18 protein-coding genes, 2 tRNA genes, 1 other RNA gene and 1 pseudogene are annotated in these 23,396 nt (G+C 47.3%); 15 read left to right on the top strand and 7 right to left on the bottom strand.

Annotation, left to right across the window (positions count from 1 at the left end):
• Positions 1-37 precede the first annotated feature (37 nt).
• The 3 genes from efeO (at position 38) to phoH (ending at position 3,741) form a co-directional block, all read left to right on the top strand.
• The gene (gene efeO / locus M8318_RS20255; RefSeq protein ID WP_262664241.1) at positions 38-1,165 is read left to right on the top strand and encodes an iron uptake system protein EfeO; all 1,128 of its coding nucleotides are present in this window, start codon (positions 38-40) and stop codon (positions 1,163-1,165) included.
• A gap of 4 nt (positions 1,166-1,169) precedes the next feature.
• The gene (gene efeB, locus M8318_RS20260; protein WP_262664243.1) at positions 1,170-2,453 is read left to right on the top strand and encodes an iron uptake transporter deferrochelatase/peroxidase subunit; all 1,284 of its coding nucleotides are present in this window, start codon (positions 1,170-1,172) and stop codon (positions 2,451-2,453) included.
• A gap of 499 nt (positions 2,454-2,952) precedes the next feature.
• Positions 2,953-3,741: a phosphate starvation-inducible protein PhoH gene (phoH, locus tag M8318_RS20265; protein ID WP_181247219.1), complete on the top strand. Its 789-nt coding sequence runs from the start codon at positions 2,953-2,955 to the stop codon at positions 3,739-3,741.
• Between the two features lie 155 nt (positions 3,742-3,896).
• Here phoH and M8318_RS20270 read toward each other — a convergent pair.
• The 4 genes from M8318_RS20270 to M8318_RS20285 all read right to left on the bottom strand — a co-directional run bounded on the left by M8318_RS20270 (position 3,897) and on the right by M8318_RS20285 (position 5,871).
• Positions 3,897-4,034: non-coding RNA, RtT sRNA (locus M8318_RS20270), on the bottom strand.
• A gap of 44 nt (positions 4,035-4,078) precedes the next feature.
• Positions 4,079-4,166 (bottom strand) — tRNA-Ser (locus tag M8318_RS20275).
• Between the two features lie 146 nt (positions 4,167-4,312).
• The gene (locus tag M8318_RS20280; RefSeq protein WP_262664245.1) at positions 4,313-4,990 is read right to left on the bottom strand and encodes an isochorismatase family protein; all 678 of its coding nucleotides are present in this window, start codon (positions 4,988-4,990) and stop codon (positions 4,313-4,315) included.
• A gap of 20 nt (positions 4,991-5,010) precedes the next feature.
• Positions 5,011-5,871, bottom strand: coding sequence for a pirin family protein (locus M8318_RS20285; protein ID WP_262664247.1), 861 nt, complete (start codon positions 5,869-5,871; stop codon positions 5,011-5,013).
• Positions 5,872-5,981: 110 nt separating this feature from the next.
• Between M8318_RS20285 and M8318_RS20290 the strand changes: the two genes are divergently transcribed.
• The gene (locus M8318_RS20290; protein ID WP_262664248.1) at positions 5,982-6,887 is read left to right on the top strand and encodes a LysR family transcriptional regulator; all 906 of its coding nucleotides are present in this window, start codon (positions 5,982-5,984) and stop codon (positions 6,885-6,887) included.
• Between the two features lie 305 nt (positions 6,888-7,192).
• On the opposite strand, the gene M8318_RS20295 is transcribed toward M8318_RS20290, so the two are convergent.
• Positions 7,193-7,280: transfer RNA gene (locus tag M8318_RS20295), tRNA-Ser, on the bottom strand.
• Between the two features lie 228 nt (positions 7,281-7,508).
• Here M8318_RS20295 and ghrA point away from each other — a divergent pair.
• From ghrA to M8318_RS20325, 6 genes and pseudogenes are all read left to right on the top strand, one after another.
• Entirely contained in the window at positions 7,509-8,447 is a 939-nt protein-coding gene (ghrA, locus tag M8318_RS20300; protein ID WP_262664249.1) for a glyoxylate/hydroxypyruvate reductase GhrA, read from the top strand.
• Positions 8,448-8,530: 83 nt separating this feature from the next.
• Positions 8,531-8,935 (top strand): annotated as a pseudogene (locus tag M8318_RS20305) (PHP domain-containing protein); the annotation flags it as partial.
• Between the two features lie 52 nt (positions 8,936-8,987).
• Positions 8,988-10,778 (top strand): recombinase family protein, encoded by a 1,791-nt coding sequence (locus M8318_RS20310; RefSeq protein ID WP_262664250.1) that lies wholly within the window; start codon positions 8,988-8,990, stop codon positions 10,776-10,778.
• A 246-nt stretch (positions 10,779-11,024) separates the two neighbouring features.
• On the top strand, positions 11,025-11,174 hold the full coding sequence (locus M8318_RS20315) for a hypothetical protein (protein WP_262664251.1): 150 nt from the start codon (positions 11,025-11,027) through the stop codon (positions 11,172-11,174).
• A gap of 176 nt (positions 11,175-11,350) precedes the next feature.
• Positions 11,351-11,962 (top strand): hypothetical protein, encoded by a 612-nt coding sequence (locus M8318_RS20320; protein WP_262664252.1) that lies wholly within the window; start codon positions 11,351-11,353, stop codon positions 11,960-11,962.
• A gap of 79 nt (positions 11,963-12,041) precedes the next feature.
• Positions 12,042-15,113: a DEAD/DEAH box helicase gene (locus M8318_RS20325; RefSeq protein ID WP_262664253.1), complete on the top strand. Its 3,072-nt coding sequence runs from the start codon at positions 12,042-12,044 to the stop codon at positions 15,111-15,113.
• A gap of 50 nt (positions 15,114-15,163) precedes the next feature.
• Here M8318_RS20325 and M8318_RS20330 read toward each other — a convergent pair whose 3' ends face one another.
• Both M8318_RS20330 and M8318_RS20335 read right to left on the bottom strand, forming a co-directional pair.
• Positions 15,164-16,186, bottom strand: a complete 1,023-nt coding sequence (locus M8318_RS20330; RefSeq protein ID WP_262664255.1) for a DUF2971 domain-containing protein — start codon at positions 16,184-16,186, stop codon at positions 15,164-15,166.
• Between the two features lie 204 nt (positions 16,187-16,390).
• Positions 16,391-17,155, bottom strand: a complete 765-nt coding sequence (locus M8318_RS20335) for a hypothetical protein (RefSeq protein ID WP_262664256.1) — start codon at positions 17,153-17,155, stop codon at positions 16,391-16,393.
• A gap of 424 nt (positions 17,156-17,579) precedes the next feature.
• On the opposite strand from M8318_RS20335, the gene M8318_RS20340 reads away from it, so the two are divergent.
• The 5 genes from M8318_RS20340 to M8318_RS20360 all read left to right on the top strand — a co-directional run bounded on the left by M8318_RS20340 (position 17,580) and on the right by M8318_RS20360 (position 23,396).
• Complete coding sequence (locus M8318_RS20340) at positions 17,580-17,846, top strand: hypothetical protein (protein ID WP_262664257.1); 267 nt, start codon at positions 17,580-17,582, stop codon at positions 17,844-17,846.
• Positions 17,847-18,218: 372 nt separating this feature from the next.
• On the top strand, positions 18,219-19,019 hold the full coding sequence (locus M8318_RS20345) for a hypothetical protein (RefSeq protein WP_262664259.1): 801 nt from the start codon (positions 18,219-18,221) through the stop codon (positions 19,017-19,019).
• 804 nt (positions 19,020-19,823) lie between these two features.
• Positions 19,824-20,657: a hypothetical protein gene (locus M8318_RS20350; protein ID WP_262664262.1), complete on the top strand. Its 834-nt coding sequence runs from the start codon at positions 19,824-19,826 to the stop codon at positions 20,655-20,657.
• A gap of 251 nt (positions 20,658-20,908) precedes the next feature.
• Positions 20,909-21,595 carry a hypothetical protein gene (locus M8318_RS20355; RefSeq protein WP_262664263.1) on the top strand — a complete coding sequence of 229 codons (687 nt, stop codon included), beginning with the start codon at positions 20,909-20,911 and terminating at the stop codon, positions 21,593-21,595.
• Entirely contained in the window at positions 21,522-23,396 is a 1,875-nt protein-coding gene (locus M8318_RS20360; RefSeq protein ID WP_262664264.1) for a phage terminase large subunit family protein, read from the top strand. The genes M8318_RS20355 and M8318_RS20360 overlap by 74 nt, the downstream gene beginning before the upstream one ends.

The raw sequence follows: 23,396 nt of genomic DNA on the forward strand, positions 1-23,396 counted from the left end.
CACTGTAGTTACAACATACTTTTAAAAGGGAAAGGTTATGGCAATCCAGTTTCGACGTAGTGCATTACAGGCTGGCGTGGCAGCGCTGATTGCGTCTGCATTCGCCGCAAACGCAGCAGATGTTCCGCAGGTAAAAGTGACGGTCAATGATAAACAGTGCGAGCCGATGACCATCACGGTTAACAGCGGTAAAACCCAGTTCATCATCCAGAACCACAGCCAGAAAGCGCTGGAGTGGGAGATCCTCAAAGGGGTGATGGTGGTGGAAGAGCGCGAGAACATCGCCCCGGGCTTCACGCAGAAGATGACCGCCAACCTGCAGCCGGGTGAATACGACATGACCTGCGGCCTGCTGACCAACCCGAAAGGTAAGCTGATCGTCAAAGGTGCTGCCACCGCCGACGCCGCCAAAGGCGACGCGCTGCTGAGCCTGGGCGAGGCCATTACCGCGTATAAAGCTTACGTCACCAAAGAGACGGCGGATCTGGTGGCCGGCACCAAAGCCTTTACCGACGCGGTGAAAGCGGGCGATATCGAAAAAGCCAAATCCCTGTACGCGCCAACCCGTCAGCACTACGAGCGTATCGAGCCTATCGCCGAGCTGTTCTCGGACCTGGATGGCAGCATCGATGCCCGTGAAGATGACTACGAGCAGAAAGCCGCCGATCCGAAATTCACCGGCTTCCACCGTCTGGAGAAAGCGCTGTTTGGCGATAACTCCACCAAAGGCATGGAGCAGTACGCGACGCAGCTGAACAGCGACGTGCTGGAGCTGCAAAAACGCATCAGCGAGCTGGCCTTCCCGCCGTCAAAAGTGGTGGGCGGTGCGGCAGGGCTGATTGAAGAAGTGGCGGCCAGCAAAATCAGCGGGGAAGAAGACCGCTACAGCCATACCGACCTGTGGGACTTCCAGGCTAACGTCGAAGGCGCGCAGAAGATTGTCGACCTGCTGCGTCCGCAACTGCAAAAAGATAACAGTGAACTGCTGGCGAAAGTGGATGCCAACTTTAAGAAGGTGACCATCATTCTGGCGAAATACCGCACCCAGGACGGGTTTGAAACCTACGACAAGCTGACCGATGCCGACCGTAACGCCCTGAAAGGGCCGATCACCACCCTGGCAGAAGATCTGGCGCAGCTGCGTGGCGTACTGGGTCTGGACTAAGTTAATGAACAAGCATGATGAGTACAACGTGGTGGAACCTTCACGGCGTCGGTTGTTAAAAGGGGTCGGGGCGCTTGGCGGCGCCCTTGCCCTGGCGGGCGGCTGCCCGGTGGCGCATGCGGCAAAACCGCAGAGCGCGCCGGGCACGCTCTCCCCGGATGCTCGGATGGAGACCCAGCCGTTCTACGGTCCGCATCAGGCCGGGATTTTGACCCCGCAGCAGGCGTCGATGATGCTGGTGGCCTTCGATGTGCTGGCCAGCGACAAAAGCGAGCTGGAGCGTCTGTTCCGTCTCCTGACCCAGCGTATCGATTTCCTGACCACCGGCGGCCCGGCGCCCGACACGCCGAACCCGCGTCTGCCGCCAATGGATTCGGGGATTTTAGGGGCCTTTATCGCCCCGGATAACCTGACCATGACGGTGTCGCTGGGGGCCTCGCTGTTTGACGATCGCTTTGGGCTGGCCCCACAGAAACCAAAATCGTTGCAGAAAATGGTGCGCTTTCCGAATGACTCCCTGGATGCGGCCCTGTGCCACGGGGATCTGCTGATCCAGATTTGCGCCAACACCCAGGACACGGTGATTCATGCCCTGCGGGATCTTATCAAGCACACCCCGGATCTGCTGAGCGTGCGCTGGAAGCGGGAAGGGTTTATCTCTGACCACGCCGCGCGCAGCAAAGGCAAAGAGACGCCGGTGAACCTACTCGGCTTTAAGGATGGCACCGCCAACCCCAACAGCCAGGATGCGCCTCTGATGGAGAGCGTGGTATGGGTAACGGCCGATCAGGGTGAACCGGCCTGGGCGGTGGGCGGCAGCTATCAGGCGGTGCGCATTATCCAGTTTCACGTGGAGTTCTGGGATCGCACGCCGCTCAAAGAGCAACAGACCATTTTTGGCCGGGACAAGCACAGCGGCGCGCCGCTGGGGATGAAAAACGAGCATGACGTGCCAGATTACGCCCGCGATCCTGACGGTGAGATCATTGCGCTCGACAGCCACATCCGCCTTGCCAACCCGCGAACGAAAGAGACCGAATCCAACCTGATGATGCGCCGGGGCTACAGCTACTCGCTGGGGGTAACCAACGCTGGCCAGCTGGATATGGGCCTGCTGTTTGTCTGCTTCCAGCACGATCTGGAGCAGGGCTTTTTGACCGTGCAGAAGCGTCTGAATGGCGAAGCGCTGGAGGAGTACATCAAGCCGGTAGGTGGAGGTTACTTCTTTGCTCTACCAGGCGTGCGCGATAAAAACGGCTGGCTTGCTCAGGGGCTGCTCACAGCCTGAATCCCGTCCCGCTTACCCCTTAAGCGGGACGATTTTTTTATGTTCCGCTATCCCGTTGTTATACTTCTGTAATATTCCCCAGGCAGATTAAGTGACGTTGTCAGGGGATTCTTAAAGTTGCATTCAGGTAAAAATAATGTTGCATTCATGCTAAATCCTGATGTACTTACATTAAGAAAGCGGTAAACCTTACAGTGAATATGCATCACTCTGGAGATCGCGAATGGTTGAGTCCTCAAGTGGACATGGTAAACGCAACAACCGCAGCACCCGGCGCGGAGGCCCACACTCCGGCAGCGATCTCTTCACCGAAAAATTCTCCCCCTCCACAGCAAATCCTGATTTTTCCGACCCGCCGTTTGGTGAGCATAGCGATCCGGCTGGGTCATTTGACCAAGTAAGCTCTGGCTTAGAAGGAAGCCAACCCTCAGATGTTTGTTCGCCTAATCGTACCGATGCCGGTACGAGTGATGAATACCAACAACTCAAGGTGCTATCCATGGGAAGACAAAAAGCAGTGATCAAAGCTCGTCGTGAAGCAAAACGTGTGCTGAGACGGGATTCACGTAGCCATAAACAGCGTGAAGAAGAGTCGGTCACCTCGCTTGTGCAGATGAGTGGCGTAGAAGCAATTGGCATGGCGCGGGACAGCCGGGATATGACGCCAGTTGTGGCACGCAATGACGCTCAGGCGCAGTACCTGAATGCTATTGAGAATAAGTCGCTGATTTTCGCCACCGGTGAAGCCGGGTGTGGGAAAACCTGGATAAGTGCAGCCAAAGCGGCAGAGGCTTTGATTCATAAAGACGTCGATAAGATCATTGTCACTCGCCCGGTATTGCAGGCCGATGAAGATCTCGGCTTCTTGCCTGGTGATATTTCGGAGAAGTTTGCGCCGTACTTCCGGCCCGTTTATGACGTGCTGGTAAAACGCCTGGGCGCATCTTTTATGCAGTACTGCCTGCGGCCGGAAATCGGCAAGGTAGAAATTGCGCCGTTCGCCTATATGCGCGGACGTACATTTGAAAATGCAGTTGTGATTCTCGACGAGGCTCAGAACGTAACTGCTGCGCAAATGAAGATGTTTTTAACGCGCCTCGGGGAAAACGTGACGGTGATCGTGAACGGGGATATCACCCAGTGCGACCTGCCGGCCGGCGTCAAATCGGGTCTGAGCGATGCGCTGGCACGTTTCGAGGAAGATGAGATGGTAGGGATAGTGCAGTTTACCAAAGATGACTGCGTGCGCTCGGCCCTGTGCCAGCGGACACTGAACGCCTACTATTGAGTCTGTTGTAGTTTGCAGAGCCCGGGAAACCGGGCTTTGTTATTTTTGCGGCTCGGGGCCGGGTTTGTATTTTGTAGGTCGGGTAAGCGTTAGCGCCACCCGACGCTGTAGACGAAAAAAAAGCCCGTACTTGCGTACGAGCTCTTTCTCGAATGTGGCGGTGAGAGAGGGGCTGACTCGCTTCGCTCGCCCTACGGGCAGCCTGTTCGCTGCGCTCTCAGTCTGTCCAACTGGCTACAGCCAGTTGTCGAACCCTGGTCGAGGATTCTCACCCCTCTCTTTCGGGGGCATATAAAAGAAAAAAGCTCGTACTTTCGTACGAGCTCTTTCTCAAATGTGGCGGTGAGAGAGGGGTTCGAACCCTCGATACGTTGCCGTATACACACTTTCCAGGCGTGCTCCTTCAGCCACTCGGACACCTCACCGTATTGTTTTGCTGCCGATCCTCTCGGGGGCAACGGGGCGCTACTATAGGGAGTCAGGCTAAATCGGTCAAGCAGATTTTCCCCTTTAACGCGCATTCGGTTAAGCAATAATCAGCTCCACGGTTTTTATGCCGTGGAGCGAACCATTAACGCTGTGAATCGAGCACTTCGCTGTTCTTCACCACCTCTTGCGCCTTGCCGTAGCTTTCCATCAGCAACTGATACGCCGGGAAAATGTGGGTGTAAACTTCCGCCCACTGCGCCGCATCCTCACGATTCCAGGTGCGCTGGATCTCCGAGGCGACCGCGGCGGTATCCATGGGCACTACGCCCGCCTGCACCACACGCGCCAGGGTAATCTCCTGCGCCATTTTGCTGTAGGTGCCCGAGGCATCAATCACCGCAAACACTTTGTACCCGTCTGCCACTGCGCTGATAGACGGGAAGGCCATGCAGACGCTGGTGATGGTCCCGGCGATAATCAGCGTTTTGCGCCCGGTTGCTTTCACGGCAGCCACGAACTCCGGGTTATCCCAGGCGTTGATCTCGCCTTTGCGCGCCACGTATTGCGCATGCGGCGCGTTAGCATGGATCTCCGGGATCAGCGGCCCGTTTGGCCCTTGCGGCACGGAGGCGGTGGTGATCACCGGGATATTCGTCAGGCTGGCAATTTTTGCCAGCGCCGCAGCGCGAGCACGCAGCTCCGGCATCGGCATGTCACCAACGGTTTGGAACAGGCCGCTCTGGTGATCGATCAGCAGCATCACCGCATCATTCACATCAATGACCGGACGCGCACCGTTAAAGTTAGCTGGGGTAGACATAATTCTCTCCTTTATCAGGTTCAGATCTGGCCGAAACGGCCGGAGTTGAAATCGCGAATGGCTTCTGCGATTTCGGTTTTAGTGTTCATCACGAATGGCCCGTAGCCGACGATCGGTTCATTCAGCGGCTCCCCGGCCATCAGCAGCACTTTGGCGTCGCTGCTGGCCTCCAGGTGCAGCTTTTCTCCTTCCTGACTCAGCACCACAAGCTGGGCTTCACCCGCCCCGGCGGAACCGTTCACCGTCACGCTGCCTTCCAGCACCACCAGCGCGGTGCTCCAGCCTTCAGGCTGAGCGAGCGTCAGATGACTGCCCTGGCGCAGGGCGAGATCCCAGACGTTCAGCGGGGAGTAGGTGTGCGCCGGGCCGGTGGTCTCCCCGTAGCGCCCGGCGATCACCCGCAGCGTGCCGCTGTTGTCGGGCAATGCCACCACCGGGATCTGGCTTCTGGTGATGCTCTGGTAGCCCGGCGTCGCCATTTTGTCTTTCGCCGGCAGGTTGACCCACAGTTGCAGCATTTTTAGCTCGCCACCCTGCTGCGCAAAGGCGCTGGAGTGGAACTCCTCATGCAGAATGCCGGACCCGGCCGTCATCCACTGCACGTCCCCCGGGCCAATCACGCCACCTTTTCCCGTTGAGTCGCGGTGCTCCACTTCGCCGGAATAGACGATGGTGACTGTCTCAAAGCCCCGGTGGGGATGCTCACCCACGCCGCGTTTTGCGCCATCCGCCGGGAAGCTGTGCGGCCCGGCATAGTCCAGCAGTAAAAATGGGCTCAGCGGCTCGCCGTGGGTTTGGTAAGAAAACATCGAACGCACCGGGAAACCGTCGCCAACCCAGTGCTGGCGGGGTGCGGTATAAATGCCTGTTACGTTTTTCATCGTCTTCTCCTGATGTTCTGTCGATGTAATTAGCTTATATTCAGGTTTAATATCCCGGTAGATAGCAAAAATGACATGCACTGTTCCTTATATGGAACGATGAGGGCGATATGCAGGATCTGAATGATTTCGTGTGGTTTGTGAAGGTGGTGGAGCACGGGGGCTTCGCGGCGGCGGGCCGGGCGCTTGACCAGCCTAAATCCAAACTCAGTCGTCGGATTGCCCAGCTGGAGACGCGGCTTGGGGTGCGCTTGATCCAGCGCACTACCCGCCAGTTTACAGTGACGGAGGTGGGGCACACCTTCTATCAGCACTGCAAGGCGATGCTGGTAGAAGCCGAGGCGGCAGAGGAGGCCGTTGCGGCGTTGCAGGCCGAACCCCGCGGCATGGTGAGGATCACCTGTCCGGTGACGCTGCTGCATGTTCACGTCGGGCCGATGCTGGCGAGGTTTATGGCGCGCTACCCTGGCATTAATCTGCAGCTTGAGGCGACCAACCGGCGGGTGGATCTGGTGGCGGAAGGTATTGATGTGGCGATCCGCGTGCGTCCGCGCCCGTTCGATGACAGCGATCTGGTTCTGCGGGTGCTGGCTGACAGGGGCCACTGCCTGGTGGCGGCGCCAGCGTTGATCGCCCAGCTGGGAACGCCGGGGGTGCCGTCCGAACTCAACGCCTGGCCCGGTCTGAGTATGGGGGAGGGGAAACAGGTTCATAAGTGGGCGTTGAGCGGGCCGGAAGGGGCGAGGGCGGAGATCCACTTTCAGCCGCGGCTGATTACCACCGATATGCTGGCGCTGCGGGAAGCGGCGATGGCAGGGGTGGGCCTGGTGCAGTTGCCGATTTTGATGGTCAAAGACCAGCTGGCGTCTGGGGCGCTGGTAAAAGTGCTTGAGGCGTGGGAGCCGCGCCGGGAGGTAATTCACGCGGTCTATCCGTCCCGGCGCGGGCTGCTGCCGTCCGTCAGAACGCTGGTGGATTTTTTAACCGAAGAGTATGCGAGGATGGTGGAGGAGTGAGGCCGGGTGGCGCTGCATTCTGCAAAAACGCCTGATGGCGCTGCGCTTATCAGGCCTACGGGGTGCAGTTTTGTAGGTCGGGTAAGCGCTAGCGCCACCCGACATGCAGACCGCACAGTGCCGCATTTAGCACCGGGGGGGATTGACTCGCTTCGCTCGCCCTGCGGGCAGCCCACTCACTGCGTTCGCAGGCTGTCCAACTGGCTGTCGCCAGTTGTCGAACCCCGGTCGGGGTTTCTCATCCCCCCGCAAATGTGCAATATGCAAAAAAAGCCCGTACTTTCGTACGAGCTCTTCTTTAAATATGGCGGTGAGGGGGGGATTCGAACCCCCGATACGTTGCCGTATACACACTTTCCAGGCGTGCTCCTTCAGCCACTCGGACACCTCACCATATTGTCATCCCGTTGTTGCCGGGACGGGCGCTAATGTAAGGAAAAGCCTTACTTACGTCAATCAACTTTTTCAGTAAATTAGCGCGTTGAGACAAACTTCAACCAACATGATTTCGAATTGTGCTGAATGTGCCTCTTTTATCTACAACCACCCTGGGCACAAAATTTGTTATGCTGCGATGCAGTTGAAAATGAACGTAAAACAGCGCAACAGAAGGCAATCGCAATGGACATCATTTTTTACCACCCGACATTTGATAACGCTTACTGGATTAAAACGCTTTCGGCGGCGCTGCCGGGCGCACGGGTTCGCGAGTGGAAACGCGGCGATAATGAACCGGCGGATTATGCCCTGGTGTGGCATCCCCCGGTTGAGATGCTGCAGGGGCGCACTCTGAAGGCGGTGTTTGCCCTCGGCGCGGGCGTGGACTCGATCCTCAGCAAACTCAAAGCGCACCCGGAGATGCTGGCAGAAAGTATTCCTCTGTTCCGTCTTGAAGATACCGGCATGGGGCAGCAGATGCAGGAGTATGCCGTAAGCCAGGTGTTGCACTGGTTCCGCCGCTTTGATGACTATCAGGCCTTAAAACAGCAGGCCCGTTGGGAGCCACTGGCCGATTATCAGCGCGAAGATTTTACCATCGGTATCCTCGGGGCAGGGGTGCTGGGTGCTAAGGTGGCCGAAGCGCTGGCACCCTGGGGCTTCCCGCTTCGCTGCTGGAGCCGCACCCGCAAGGACTATCCAGGCGTCACCAGCTTTGCCGGGATGGAGGAGCTTCCGCAATTTTTACAGGGCACCCGGGTGCTGATTAACCTCCTGCCGAATACCGCGGAGACGGTTGGGATCATTAATAGCGGCCTGCTGAATCAGTTGGCGGATCACAGCTATCTGATGAACCTGGCGCGCGGCGTTCATGTGATCGAGGCCGATCTGCTGGCGGCGCTGGAGCGCGGCAAGCTGAAAGGGGCGATGCTGGATGTCTACAGTAAAGAGCCATTACCTGCGGAGAACCCATTATGGGCCCACCCGCGTGTGGCCATGACCCCGCACGTGGCGGCGGTGACGCGTCCGGCAGAAGCTGTGGCCTATATCGCGCGCACCATCACCCATCTGGAAAAAGGCGAGCCGGTCACCGGGCAGGTCGACAGACAGCGCGGTTACTGAGTCAAACCCGGCCATCGCCGGGTTTTTGCTAATAAACGCCTGGGATAACTGCTATCCTTTGGGAAACACGAGAGGAGAAAACGATGTACCCCGTTGACCTGCATATGCACACCGTCGCCAGCACTCACGCCTACAGCAATCTTCATGACTATATCGCCCAGGCGAAGGTAAAGAACATAAAACTCTTTGCGATCACCGATCATGGTCCGGATATGGCAGATGCCCCGCACTACTGGCACTTTGTGAATATGCGTATCTGGCCGCGGGTGGTGGATGGGGTAGGGATCCTGCGCGGCATTGAGGCTAACATCAAAAACACCCAGGGTGAGATTGACTGTACCGGCCCGATGCTGACCTCTCTGGATCTGATCCTCGCCGGTTTTCATGAGCCGGTATTTCCCCCGCAGGACCAAGCCACCAATACCGAGGCGATGATTGCCACTATTGCCAGCGGCAACGTGCATATCATCAGCCATCCCGGTAAGCCTGTTATACTATTCAGTAGATAAAACACTAACAACAAAAAAGCAGGTTAAGTACATGAAAACTCAGCTATATTCGTATGTTCGTTGGTCATCCGATAAGCAAACTGGCAACAGTTCATTAGAACGCCAAACCCGAAAATCAAAAGAGTACGCTGCACGGAATGGGCTGGAATGGGCTGAACTGCGAGACGAGGCTGTATCAGCCTATAAAGGGGCAAACTGGGATGAAAAGAAGTCAGCACTAGGCGGTTTTATCGGTGCTGTTAAAAAAGGGCTTGTACCATCAGATTCCTGGCTTTATGTAGAATCGTTAGACCGCTTATCACGGCAAAACGTGCTTGACGCGACAGAATGGTTTATATCAGTACTGAAACTGGGTATCACCATCGTTACAGGCATGGATGAGCATGTTTATAACAAAGAGTCTATTGCGGCTAATGCGACAGGTTTGATGATGAGTATCATGTTATTCGCCCGTGCTAACGAGGAGTCAGAAACCAAATCGAAACGCGTTGTTAGTCATGCTAAACAGTTGATTGAGAGACACAAAGAAGGGAAGCCAGCCACGATAAAAAGTGCTGGGAGTCATGTATGGTGGATAGACTCAACTGGTGACGAACGGGAAGGGGTTAAGCCTCACCCGGAAATGTGGGAACCAGCAAAATTTATCGTCGAAATGTTCAAGGAGGGCGACAGCATTTTTAGAATTGTTGCAGCCCTGCGTGAGAGATACCCATACGGATTCAAGGGGCGGGACTGGTCAGGTTCAACTATCAAAAATATGCGAGTAAATCCGGCGTTATATGGTTGTCGAACACTGAAATTCGGACTTGAAGAGAACAAACTCGAAAATTATTACCCGGCATTATGCACAGAGGCTGAGTTCTATCGAATTCAGGATGTAAAAAGCAATAACAAGTTCAGGGCAACTAAGAGTTCAAGCATCAGTTTACTGGCGGGTATGCGTTTAATTCGTTGCGGTCAGTGTGGCGGTACGATGAATACCTTAACTACTACAGATGGTAAAATACGCTACGTATGCAGTAGTGGATTAGCGTCAAAAGGTGGTGGTTGTACTCGGTCATGGTCATTATCAGGTATTCTGATAGAACACTGCTTAATGATTGTACTCACACATGCGTATTTTGACGATTCAATACGTAATCAGAACTCAGCCACCGATCTTGATGGACAGATCGAACAGCATGAGGTTCGTATTGCTGAACTGAACACGGAAATCAAAAATATTGCATCTGGTATTGCTAAACATTATTCAGAAGCATTAGTAGAACTACTGGCAGCAGCAGAAAAAGAACGCAAGCAATTAGTACAGGAACTCGATAGAACAAATCAGAAGAAATTACTACTTACTACTCAATCCGTGTTTGAAACGAATATGGTGAACTTCTTTGAGTTGATACAGTGGGGTATCATTTCCGAACCAACTCACGAAACACGAGTTAAGTTACGTGAAATCGTTCGGCGGTTAATGCGGTCTGTTGTCATTCATAAGTACGATGGTATCGTTTCTTTGCAGTACTCATATAAAGAGGGTGAGTACTTTGTATTTGAGGGTGCAGGTAAGCGGCATGAATGGACGCACTACATTAAACGCGACAAAGATACGAGTACTGTAGTTAGTGCAGAAGTGATCGAACAGGTGAAGAACCACAGGTTGATTAAAGATATTGAAACGTCTTTATACAATCTGGAAACGGCTCACGATGGTATGTTTAATATGGTGCTGGATATGCTCGCTATCGTGAACTACCCAAAACTAAAGGGTTCTCAGTTCTGGCCTAAAAAGTCGAGTACTGAACGGACGGTATTCAAGAAGCCAGCATAACACCAGTACTAGACATACAGAGAACCCGCAAAAGCGGGTTTTCTTGTTTCTGGGGTCGTTTCAGCCTGTTTTACGAGAAATTTAATAAATAACTACGTTGGAACGATAAAGTATTGCTCATTTTGGGATGAAAACCACATGAGTGTTACAATCAGTATATCAAAACATATTGTGTATCCCTGCAATTATGAATGCCCCTGCAATGGGGGTTTTTTGCACGGAAAAATAACCAAATAAGGAACATCCATGTTCAAAGAAGTCAAAACTAAACAGGTTACTGTAAAAATAACACCAACTATGGAGGACTGGCTAAATTCTGAATCACTAAAACGCGGTATAACAAAAGCAGCACTAGTACAGCTACTAATTAATACTGCCATGATAACAGGAAAGTAATTAGTACTGTCATATTTCGAAGTAGAAGTACTCAAAAATAGCAGACAAAAAAACTCACAATGAAGTGAGTCTTTTTGCTGCATCAAAATAGCAGTACTGCAATTTTTATGAGAAATGTCAGTACTTAACAACTACTAGGAAACGGAATTCCAGTAGCAACTACAAGGACGTAGAAAATGAGTAAAAAACTAGTATGCGGTATTGGCATAAACGATGTGCCCGACTTTTCAAAAACACGTGAAGGCAAAAACTGGTACGGAGTCATGAACAGGGGATATTCCCCAAAACTCAAAATGAGGCAACCAACATATGCAAATGTGACAGTACATCCTGATTGGTGGTGTTCATCGAATTTCAAGAATTCTGCGATTCATAATCACTATGTACCTGGATATAGCTTGGATAAAGACATTTTGATGCCTGGGAATACAGAGTACTCAGAGATGGCATGTCGATACGTACCACAATACTTGAATAACTTGCTGTTAGATCGAGGCAACGCACGCGGTTCGATGTTGGGTGTAACTGAAAACGGTAAAGGTTTTCAAGCCCGATGCTGTCAACTTCAGGCCAATGGCAAATATAAAAGAGTATGTCTTGGTACGTTTGAAAAACCTGAACAAGCTCATGCCGCATGGCAAACAGCAAAAATAGTAGCAATTGAAAAAGTAATAGCGAGGTATAAAACTGAACCAATGCCGTTACGTGAAATCATTGCAGCATTGAAATTACGTATTCGAAAACTGAAAAATGATATTCGTAAAAAACGCATAACAGTAAAACTGTAAACAAAGAACAGTGAACCGTACAGGAATACGGTTCACTGTTAAATACCTAACATCAACCAAATACAGATAAGGAAATCACATGTATTTATTACCAACCACAAACCTGAAAGTGACCTATTTTGAAAACCGATTTGCATCAGATAATGATGAACGCAAGGCCAAAGCAGCAGCAGAAGGTCGTACAGTAGCATTGACTAAACATACAGAATGGTCATGGTCAGAGATAACTAACATGGTTATGGATCGTTCCAGATGGGGTACATTCAGTGCCCACGATGCAGACACATATAGCAAGGCCAAAGAACAATTTGATGCCATTGTTTTGGCACAGATGGTTGAAGGCGGTGCACGTAGTGCAAAAAACGTCATCGCTCATTACGCTGTTGTACTCGATATTGATGACGGTATTACCGTACTGGATGTTCAGAAGGATCTCAGTCAATACGAATATGTATTGTACTCAAGTGGCGGTACTGGTATCAAAAAGGGCGAACGCTTCCGCGTCATCCTCCCACTGGCTAAAACACTGAGTGCTGAACAGTGGGCTGAGTATTCAGAGTCTCTGAAAAAGCGTTTTCACTATTCAGATGCGTCATTCAGTAAATCACTGCAAATTCAGTACTTACCGCAGTTGAATACTGTTCACGCTGACAAGTTCATTGCCCATCATAATCAGGGTCACTGGCTCGATGTTCAGGCTGATATTGAATTCGTTCAACCGATTCAGAAGGCCGCGTACATAAACCCACTAGTGCCTGTTCAGTACGATTTTGGTGATTCACTGGATCAGTTAGTTAATGACCTAATCCAACATAACGCCGGGCAGCTTGAATATGAACGCCGCCGTATTCTGGGCAACCATATGAAGGCCGCAGGGTTCAACGATGGGCAAATGTTGGCAGTACTGAACGCTGTAGGCCGTCCTGGTGCAGAGAAATCTGGTCAGAAAATGCTTGGTATGGCTAATGCTTCATTCGGTGATATCAAAGGACTGTATAAGTACCTGCCAGCAGGGTATGTACTGCCGATGCCGCAGGTGAAACTGTCATTCATGGACGTTAAACCAGCAGTACTGAATTCTAAGAGCAAGTATGACTACGAACTATTCCTGAATGGTGATCAGTACCTGTCAGACGTTACAGACCAGTTCAAAATCAAACCTGGTGTGAATTTGATGATCGCTGCATGTGGTATTGGCAAATCATGGTACTGGTCTAAACGTTCTGATGTACTGATGGTTTGCCCGTTACTCAGTATCGTTTCACAGAATCAGCGTGAAAATACTGAGTTCAACAATTTGAAAGAAAGTGGAGTAGGTACATACCAGCAACTGAAATCAATTCTGAAAGACACTGAGAACCACGACAAATATGCAGAAATGATCCTGGTGGTTGATGAGGCTCACGGTCTGTATTTGGACAGTGGTTTCAAGGCCAGTACTAATAAAATGGTTGTAGAATGTTTCGGTCTGTTCAAATCAGTTGTATTGATGTCTGGTACAGTTTGTCCTGAATATTTCTCTAATATCAAATTCAGTAATGTAATTCGCGTGAATAAAGAACAACAGTTTGAAAAGGTTCTGCACCGTCAGTACTGCGAAAATGACGTGGTGGGTACTGCCATTGAACATATTCAGCAGAGTAAGAATAAAATGGTAATTCTGTTGAACGATAAAAATGAAATTGCAGTACTGAAACGTAAGTGCCAGGGTAAGCGATTCATTGAAATCACGGCTGATACAAAAGATACAGAAGAAGTTCAGGCGTTTCTGAAAGATCCAGTACTGTCACATTTCAATTACGATGGCGTGATCGGTACTAACAGTATTGTTGAGGGTCTGAATATCAATGATGTTGTGGATCAGGCTGATGTCATTGTCATCGGTAGCTGTTCACCAGAACGCGTTCAGCAGGTTACACACCGTTTTCGCAAAGTGACAGGTACTATCCATACTCATCATTTCACCGATGGTTTAGTACTGGATAATGTGCAGGTAATTGACAGTACTGATCTGGTTAAGGTGGCGATGTCTAATGCAGAGGAGATGAACAAACGTATCGCGGCTATGTCTACGAGTCGTCGTAACAGTTACGTGAACTCATATCGTCGTGAGAGTCGTGATGAAATGATCTATTGGGATGGGCAACGGTTCCAGGTGTCGTATACGTGGGTAGATCATGAGATGGCTGAACAACGTGCAGACCGTGCAGCAAATGATTTCAGCCATTATGCACAGGAGCTATCACAGTATGGATTCAAGTTTGTGCAGCCTGGCCGCCGTGTTCGTGTTGCCGACCTGGTAGAAGAACGTGCAGCAGTGAAAGCTGATGTGCGTGAACAGCATGAATCAACGGTTGAACTACTAGTGTCACAGTGGGTTGATGGTGAATTTGTACCTAACGCTGAGACTGATACAGCAGAAGCAAAGGTACAGCGTAACCACATCCATACGTTCATCAATCGCGGTCTGAGCCGTGCTGATGTTCCAGAGTACCTGAACCGACTGAAAGTCGATAAACAGTACTGGCAGCGTCTGAACGGTGATTTGAATAGCCTGGCGGGTAATGTCGTTCGTGATTTCATCATCGCCCAGTTGCCGCAATATCTGGTTAGTTATGGTAAAGGCCAGCAGGGGTTAACTGCACAGGGTAAACGCGATCTGGCTGAATCAGTGGTTCAGTTCGTGTTACGTGATCGGTTTGATGGTGATTGGGTTCGTATGATGGGCACTAACTGGTGTTCAGTAATGGCAAGTGATCCACGTGATAATAGTGATCCTTATAATACTGAAAAACACGTGGATCACTTACTCTCACCAGATGACAAAGCACCAGATGCAGTACTGAACCGGTACATCACAATGGGTAAATCCCAACGTGCCCGAATCAACAAGAAAGCTGAACGTATCACACCAGTACTGTATACCTCGCTAACAGGGTTTGACCTGCTTTCAGGTCAGCCAGCTACAACGAGTATTCATCCACCAGAAATGGAACAATTCAAGGTTGAGTTGGTGAAGCCTGTAGCTATTGCGGTAACTGTTCCCGATATCGTGCCTGTAGCAGTGCCTGATGTTGTGGTACAGCAGCCAGCTAACGAAGCAGCTAAATCAAAAGCACGCTCTTTCCTGAGTAAGGCGAGAAAACGCTAATCGAAGGTGGCAGTACTTAACAGTACTGCCACCTTCTTATGCTAAATAACTCATTTCACATAGCTCAGTGGCAGACCTGAAACATTAGACAAGGTGATCGGTTCTGGTTCCAGATCAAAAGTACCTTTGACCTCTGTCATTTGGTAAAACTGAACAGTACTTTCACGTTTCGCTAAAGCTGACATAATGCTTAACTTCACGGACTCTTTGCAACGTAACCCAAAATAAACGCCTTCCAGAATGAAGGGGGATTTTTGCAGTCCTGGTTTACCTATCATTCGGTATTCCTTCTCATACTCCCACTTTTTAGCTTTAACATAATATATTGCATTGTTAATCACAGATTTCACGTTAGCTGAATTATTAGCCTGTTGGTATAACTGACTCGTTGAAACGCAACGAACGCCATCATAATCAACTGGCTTAAGTTTTTTATCTGAAGCAAAATTATTAGGATCGCCAGGTAAGCGGTAAGCACAACAAAAGCCCTGATGGTCATCAGAATAGTGACTCCACATAAGAGGGCAATTTTTTTCTTCTGCTAATGACAGTACCCCAATATTCCTACTAACCACAAGTTCTTTACTAATTAAATCTTCATACATTTCGACCGCAATATGAGTCATATTAGGCGTTAGGCTATCTTCTAAATGCTCTAAGAAATTACCAATATCGATTATTAATTTTTCAATTTGAGCAGCTTCAAAATTAACATATTCATTTCTGATATCTTTTCTGTGCTGATCAAACTTTTTGAGAAATGTTTGATCATCATCTTTATCAAGGTTTCGGTAACTATAGTTTTTAGTAAGATGCTGATGCTCTATATATCTCATAACAGAGCTTTTCAATGCAAACAGCTCTCTTATTTGTGTATCTAACATAAGTTTAGCTGTAATTTCACGTAACTTATCAAGATCTGTCAAATCCATCTTTATCGATGGTTGGCAATCTAAAGGATCATTGAAAGTTATAGGATCAGCAAAGTACACAGTATCATTGATCAGTGAGTCCAGGCTGTTAATGCTGAATGCTCTATATTTGTACAAGACGGAAGGTATGGTTTTGTTCATACGTTAGACCGCTAGTTATTGTTTGTTGGTAGATTCTATCTTACTGCACAGCACATGGAAAATGATTTGACATAAGTTCAAAGGTTGCGATGCCGGTACGTTATGGTAAGCTGTGAACCTCTGCCAGTACTGAACCGTTTTGGGGTTTGTTAATCAAGGTTCGGTACTGGCAGGGTTCAGTACTACCAAAATAATTAGAGGGTATTAGCGGAGCTTCCAGGTTTCAATCAGATGCTCAGCGGTCAACAGCTTAAGTATCAATTCGTCTGAAGTTTTGTTGTTACTAAATGATGAAATGTATCTACTGATTTCGGTAAGATTAACGCCGTGACTTTGGTAATTCAATTCCATATATTGAGCACCGTTCGTGACTTCAATTTTGTCAAAGAATTCTTTAGCTTCACTTGAAATGGTATGACCATATTTCTCTTCAAAAGAAACAGCAGATGGATTATTGAATGTTTCAACCGCGTGTATGAAATTAGCATCCAGATATAGACGTGCTGCAACAGCAGAAGCATCAAAGCTATTAAAAATTTTGGTATCAAGAAAACTGACAATCTGTTGCAGATTAGAATTTGATGGCGGCATTTCAACGCCATCTTTCCACAAATCCCGAATGAGTTCACTAACAGCATTCTTCTGATCTGTAAAACTCAACTTATTTTGCTCTAAGATGGCTGTGAATTTCATTAGCACCATGCGGTTGAAAGCCTCATTGTTAAAAAGGTGGTCTAAGTAATTACCTGGCACACCTTGTTTTGAGCTGAGACTTCTCACGACATCGATAAACTCATTCCTTTTGTTATCGTTATTAATCCAGGTTGGACGATAAAGTTCATTCGTTTCATCTATGGTTCTTTTTGCTCGTGCAACTACTGCATGATACCTGCGTGTTTTTGCTTTGTTGTAACCTCCAAAAATTACGTAACCTAACCATGCTAAAAGTAGTAAGCCGATGATTTCCATATTTAACCCGCTATATAATATATGTTTCTTGATTTGAATTTGAATAATTAGAATTGCAAGTACTGCACCCTGTCAGCCACAACATTATGTCATTTGATTTAAGCTCTCGTAATTGACTGTTAACCCCTACTAAACATAAGGGGATAGAAACAGTTATAAACGATTCCTGTACGTGTTGTATACGCCGCTCTGCATCTAGTCACTTTCTCCCACAAAACCGCCCCAAGCGAAGCCTGAACACCACCACTTTAGAGGTAAACGTAATTTATCGGTATCCCTGAACTACCAAAGTTGGTAGGAGAAATGTCTTAAATATTGATCGTCCCAGGCTATTAATACGATAATTATTTAAGATTTGACCGATCGATTAAGCTGTGAACCTTTTTGCAACGGATAAGCAACTTCTAGGGGCTGGAGAATTTTAATGATAAAAATGATTGGGTTAGGTTTGTTTTTGGCTTCTATCACAGCTTTTGCCGCCGATGACAACGCTGTGAAAGAAGATGCTGAGAAGGCACGGCACGAAATTGTACTCTCTGGCTATCAGTGCGACCAGGTAAACAGCATCAAAACCGAAACGAGCTGGTTCTCAAGCGAAAGAACATCAAACGTCACATGCGATAAAGCCTACCATTTTGTAATACGTTATGTGGGCGATGTTCGGGTTAGCGTTGACGTGGACTCGATGTAAAAGTACTGCCAGTTTCTTGATATGATGTAATTCCTACCAGCATCAGCACTTATATGGGTTTTTTTACGGGTGCTAATGCTGGTCAGGGAATATTTAAAGTACTTCACAATATAAGACATCAATATTCCAGTACTTAGTACTTCAAATAGAGTCTCATATTTCAGCACTGCGATTTCTTATAATAAAAATAATTGACAACGGCATCACCAATCCATATTATCCAGTCCGAACGAAAGAGTGGAATACCCTCGCACGTCCTAACATTATTGATTGTGGGGTATTATCATGTCTGTTCAATACAACCCAGACAACAGCATAGTGCTGCACAGTGCAATAAATATAAAATAATAACGTTGCTGGGGTTACATAAATATGAGCATTAAAAGCAATTTAGATCAGTACTACACATCCCCTGAATATGCACAGTACTGTTATGATAAAACTAAGGAATATATCGATTTAAGCAATTATTTGGTCATGGAGCCAGCAGCAGGTACTGGGTCATTTTATAACCTGTTAACCGATTCAAAACGATTAGGTTTTGATATCGATCCTAAAATTGACGGTCTGATTAGTGGTGATTTCCTGAAACAGGATTTTGTTACTGATAACCAAATAGTTGCACTCAGTAACCCGCCATTTGGATTCAAAAGCGAGCTGGCGATCAAGTTTTTTAACAAATGTGCATCACTTAACAGCCAATATATATGTTTCATAGTCCCACTGACGTTCAGAAAGCCTGCAACGCAGAATAGACTAAATGAAAATTATCATTTAGTTCTAGATGAGACATCACCTAATAAATGTTTCATTCTGGATAATGCACCACATCATGTGCCATGTTGTTTTCAAATATGGGAACGGCGAAGCACAAAACGAACAATGCATGAGATTCGAAAAACGAGTAACATGTTTAAATTCTGTAATAAACAGAATGCCAATATTCGCGTTAAACGTATTGGCACGAAAGCAGGCGAGTATGCCAAACCTGGCACAGAACATTCAGACGGTTCGATGTTATATATCAGAACGGATGAGGTTGAAAAAATTTATTCTATACTGAACAGTGCGGCATATCTTCAATATATCAAAGAAATACGGGCTAATGTTGCAGGGCAGTATAGTGTCTCTAAGTCTGAACTAATCATTGGTATTGAGAAATTCAGACAATGATAAGCAATCATAGGGTAAATACTCAAACACACATGAGTAATTTACCCTATGAGAACATCAATACACCTTCCCCAATTTTGCAGTACTGAACTTTATTTCGAGATGGTTCAGGAACTACTAGCAGTCATCGATACAGAACCACTAATCAAATTAGATATGCACTACGATGAACATAGTGAAGTACTGCATATCTTTTTCAGCCATCCAGAACCCGATCAACAGAACTTTATGCAGGGCCTGGTATTGCTCTATTGCCCCGATTACTACTGGCACTGTTAGAACGGCAATTCACCCTGGTCACAGAACCAATCATCATCGTCGTGTATCTGGTGCATACGATGTACTGAGTCCAGATAGGTAAGGCCGTCTAGCACTCGTGGTAGAGGTTCAGGGTAGAGCAGTACAAAGCATTCAGGTTGAATCTGACCTAACCAGTACTGCCTATGCTCGTTCTGGAAAAAGACCTTATCACCTATCCTGAACTCTTCCAAAGCTGAACCCCAGTAACATACTGTTGCCCATTGCCCATGATGTACGAACCGCTGTATGCCACTGGTGATCGACGCGTCATACCCATCTTTGTTACCCATACTGCCACCTCTCATATGCTGTATATACATACAGTATTACAGATGTAATAGGGAAGATCCAGACGGTGAAAGTGATCCACATCTTTTTCATTATTATAAGGATCACTATTAGGATGTGGATCACCTTGCAGTACTGGCCTGCCAATACCAAATACCCGAATAAATACCCCATCAAACATAACGCATGATGCATATAAGAGTAAGGATACTCAAAATGACAAAACGTATTGCTAATAGGCTGTCAGTTGAACAGGCAGAAATCAAGATTGTAAGTGTACTGGTTTCAAAAGGTCACACGATGCGGCCTGTAATGAGTACATATATTGATTACAACAGTCCAGTACTGATCCAATGTCCAATATGTCAGGATTCTAGAAGTCCAAAAGTTACACAAATATGTATGAGAGGGGCAGAGTGCAAATGTTACAAAGATAAGAAGAAGCAAGCAATGATTGTTGCCCGAAACGAACGGGAAAGACTTAGAAAAGAAGAACGAGAGAACGCAAAACCTAAACCATTAACATATCGTGAACGATGGGATAGGAACAACTACACAGAACGATTGAAAAAGAAAACACCAAATCTAATACCAGACATTGAAACATTCACTGATAGTAAAATACCGATGAAAATGTTTTGCACTGAATGCAACCAGACCGTTGATAAAAGGGTACACGATGCATTACGAGGAATGAACTGTAAGTACTGCTATGGTGTTGGCTTTACTAAAGAACGTATGGCAAATCTGTACATACTTAAGTTATATCTAGACTCAGACAAACAAGTATCATTGGGTTACAAATTGGGTATCACCAATAAAGAACCACAGGAACGATGTGATTACATCAATAAGAGTACTGACCTTTTCTGTGAGGTCATATACTCAATTGAGTCAAACGGTGAACACATTGCAAAGGTAGAGCGACAAATACTAAATGCAATACCAACAGGCTTTTGTTCTAAAGATGTAATGGGTGATGGGTACACCGAAACATTCAACGGGACATATTTGAATGAAGTTATCCGCTTACTATTCGAACTGACTTGATAGCCCTATAACGAGCTATAAGCCTCTCTAAGCAACGCTGTATTAATTTACGCACAGACGCGTTTATTTCGATTTAAACGCGTGTAGCGTGATACATGCATGCACAGGTATACAAAAGGTACTTGGAGAAAATAAAAATAATCGGGTAGTTTCGGCAGGCCGATCTTTTACGTGTATGTGTAATTTTTGATCAACAAACCACACCACAAAATATCCAGTACTGAATCCGTTCGTCATTTTGATGTTCAGTAATGGCAAGTGGAACACGTGCGGATAGTGTTTCCTTAATAACTGAAAATCACGTGTTCCACCTATTGTCTGTAGATGACAAAGCACCAGATGCAGTACTGAACCCTGATAAATATAAGAACAACAGTCAGGGAAATATTATGTCTACCTCAATTTCAATTAGAAAGTTAGGCCGTGATTACGGCTATGAACACAGTACTGTACTGGCATGGCAGAAACGCGGGATGCCTACAGACACAGAAGAGAATGCACGTGCATGGATCGTAGACAACATCTTAACGCCGCTACGTGATGGTGATGTACGAGACAAGATCGACCAGGCTCGACTACGCAAAATGCAGGCAGAGGCAGATTTAGCCGAAGCCGAAGTAAAGTTAAAACTGGATCAACTAATCGAAGCCGATGAAGTTCACAGAGAGCTTACCCAGTACTTTAAAACGTTGCGTGATTATATCCGCTCACTACCGAACAAAATTCAACATGAAGTTTTCGAACAAGATTCAGTACTGAAAGTAAAAAGAGTATTGCAGGCCAGAATTGACGAAATGCTGAATGAAATCGGTGATATGAAATTTGAAGTACCAGAAGAGTACGAACAAGGCAAGGATGCCGAAAATGAACAAGACGATAACAGTACTGAAAAACGCAGTACCAATAATCAAACCTCCACAGAAGTTAAAGCCCAGTGAATGGTCTGAGACTCATTTAGTACTTCCCGATGGAGCCGCAGTCGGACAGAAGTTAAAGCTATATTCATTTCAGAAAGAGATGTTAGATATTATTGAGTCTGACCAATACCGCAAGGTTGTCTATAAAACTAGTGCCCAGATTGCTAAAACTACACTACTCAATGCAGCACTGTTTTACTGGATGGCTACTGATAGTTCTAATATTGGCATTGCTCAAAGTTCATTGTCAGAATTAAAACAGTGGAAGTCAGCGAAGATTGATAAAACTATTGAACAGGTGCCAGTACTTCAAGAATTAGTCACAGACAAGAACGACAAGACGAAAGCAAATAACCAACAGCAGACAGAACTAAAAGACGGTTCTTTCTTGTACTTCATGACTCTGGGATCGGCTAAAGCACTACGCGGTAAAACACTCAAACGAATCATACTTGATGAAGTAGCAGCAATAGACCAGAACTCACCAGAAGGAAATCCTATTAGGCTGTCAGAACAACGCAGTACTGATTTCGGAGCCGAAGCGAAGATCCTCGTAAGTTCAACACCTACGTTCTCGGGTGATGCAATCGATGTTGAATACCAGAACTCAGATCAACGTGAGTTTTTTGTAAAATGTATTCACTGCCAACATGAACATACGTTGAAATGGGAAAACGTAAAGTTCGAATGGAAGAAAAACGGCAAGCGTGATATTCCCAATAGCAGTACTGCCAAATTACACTGCCCCGACTGCAACAATGAAATAACAGAATCACAGCGTATTAAGATGGTAGCTGGTGGACGTTGGTTAGCACAGAACCCATCTGTAACGGACACGGCAGGGTTCTATATTAACCGCCTATACAGTCCTAACAGTACTATTCAGGCTATTGCCAAAGAGTTTGAACTAGCGTGGTTCGAATACAACTACCAGTCATTTTACAATACAGTACTCGGACTTCATTATTCAGACCTACAAGAAGAAATTGACGATATAGCATTAGAGAACTTACGTGATGATTCATTCGATTTAAAGAATATACCAGATTCAGTACTGGGAATTGTCGTAGGTTGTGATCAACAATTAGACCGACTTGAAGCAACTGTATTAGGGTTCAACGAAACAGAACTATTTGTACTGGGTCATCGTTATTTCTACAGTCCAAACTGTGAAATCAAAGGGGCAAAAGCCTATATAGACCTTGCGACGTTCTGTAATCAACGTTTCAAAACAGTATCCGGGCGTGATTTGCCAGTACTGAAAGTAGCCGTAGACGGTGGTAATGGTAGGGCAATGCAGACAGTACACAGTTTCTGTCAGCAGTATAAGAAGTTCGAAATGATTAAGGGCAGCTCGAATACCAAAGGTGACTTGTTCAAACGCAGTACCTCAGAAGGCCGTCAGTTCTACATGCTGAACGTACACGAGGGTAAGAACTGGGTACGTAGCCTTCTAAACAATGCAGTAGCAGGTAAAACAGATGCACCACTTACTCTACGGTTTGCACACGATTTGCCTGATGACTATTTCGAACAGGTCACAGCAGAGAACTTAGAACGTTCTGGTAGTGGTGTTCGATGGAAGCAGATCACAGGCCGTCGTAACGAGGCACTTGATACGCTGGTCTACAGCCTATGCATGATGAAACTTGCACTGAGTAAACTAGGCGGTCAACCGTTCAAGAAGTTACGAGAGTACAGAAGTACGAAACGAACCGAAACTACCAGTACTGAATCTACTAAACCCGTCAAGCCTACCGAACAGAACAATAAATACAGTAAACCAACTGCTAAAACAATTGGCAAATCATGGTTCGGCTAA

The organism is Leclercia tamurae, from assembly GCF_025566055.1.
Lineage (GTDB): Bacteria > Pseudomonadota > Gammaproteobacteria > Enterobacterales > Enterobacteriaceae > Enterobacter > Enterobacter tamurae.

Excerpts from the sequence above, each read along its gene's own strand:
- efeO (WP_262664241.1), top strand. The coding sequence starts at position 38 with ATGGCAATCCAGTTTCGACGTAGTGCATTACAGGCTGGCGTGGCAGCG.
- efeB (WP_262664243.1), top strand. The coding sequence starts at position 1,170 with ATGAACAAGCATGATGAGTACAACGTGGTGGAACCTTCACGGCGTCGG.
- phoH (WP_181247219.1), top strand. The coding sequence starts at position 2,953 with ATGGGAAGACAAAAAGCAGTGATCAAAGCTCGTCGTGAAGCAAAACGT.
- M8318_RS20280 (WP_262664245.1), bottom strand. The coding sequence starts at position 4,990 with ATGTCTACCCCAGCTAACTTTAACGGTGCGCGTCCGGTCATTGATGTG.
- M8318_RS20285 (WP_262664247.1), bottom strand. The coding sequence starts at position 5,871 with ATGAAAAACGTAACAGGCATTTATACCGCACCCCGCCAGCACTGGGTT.
- M8318_RS20290 (WP_262664248.1), top strand. The coding sequence starts at position 5,982 with ATGCAGGATCTGAATGATTTCGTGTGGTTTGTGAAGGTGGTGGAGCAC.
- ghrA (WP_262664249.1), top strand. The coding sequence starts at position 7,509 with ATGGACATCATTTTTTACCACCCGACATTTGATAACGCTTACTGGATT.
- M8318_RS20310 (WP_262664250.1), top strand. The coding sequence starts at position 8,988 with ATGAAAACTCAGCTATATTCGTATGTTCGTTGGTCATCCGATAAGCAA.
- M8318_RS20315 (WP_262664251.1), top strand. The coding sequence starts at position 11,025 with ATGTTCAAAGAAGTCAAAACTAAACAGGTTACTGTAAAAATAACACCA.
- M8318_RS20320 (WP_262664252.1), top strand. The coding sequence starts at position 11,351 with ATGAGTAAAAAACTAGTATGCGGTATTGGCATAAACGATGTGCCCGAC.
- M8318_RS20325 (WP_262664253.1), top strand. The coding sequence starts at position 12,042 with ATGTATTTATTACCAACCACAAACCTGAAAGTGACCTATTTTGAAAAC.
- M8318_RS20330 (WP_262664255.1), bottom strand. The coding sequence starts at position 16,186 with ATGAACAAAACCATACCTTCCGTCTTGTACAAATATAGAGCATTCAGC.
- M8318_RS20335 (WP_262664256.1), bottom strand. The coding sequence starts at position 17,155 with ATGGAAATCATCGGCTTACTACTTTTAGCATGGTTAGGTTACGTAATT.
- M8318_RS20340 (WP_262664257.1), top strand. The coding sequence starts at position 17,580 with ATGATAAAAATGATTGGGTTAGGTTTGTTTTTGGCTTCTATCACAGCT.
- M8318_RS20345 (WP_262664259.1), top strand. The coding sequence starts at position 18,219 with ATGAGCATTAAAAGCAATTTAGATCAGTACTACACATCCCCTGAATAT.
- M8318_RS20350 (WP_262664262.1), top strand. The coding sequence starts at position 19,824 with ATGACAAAACGTATTGCTAATAGGCTGTCAGTTGAACAGGCAGAAATC.
- M8318_RS20355 (WP_262664263.1), top strand. The coding sequence starts at position 20,909 with ATGGCAAGTGGAACACGTGCGGATAGTGTTTCCTTAATAACTGAAAAT.
- M8318_RS20360 (WP_262664264.1), top strand. The coding sequence starts at position 21,522 with ATGAACAAGACGATAACAGTACTGAAAAACGCAGTACCAATAATCAAA.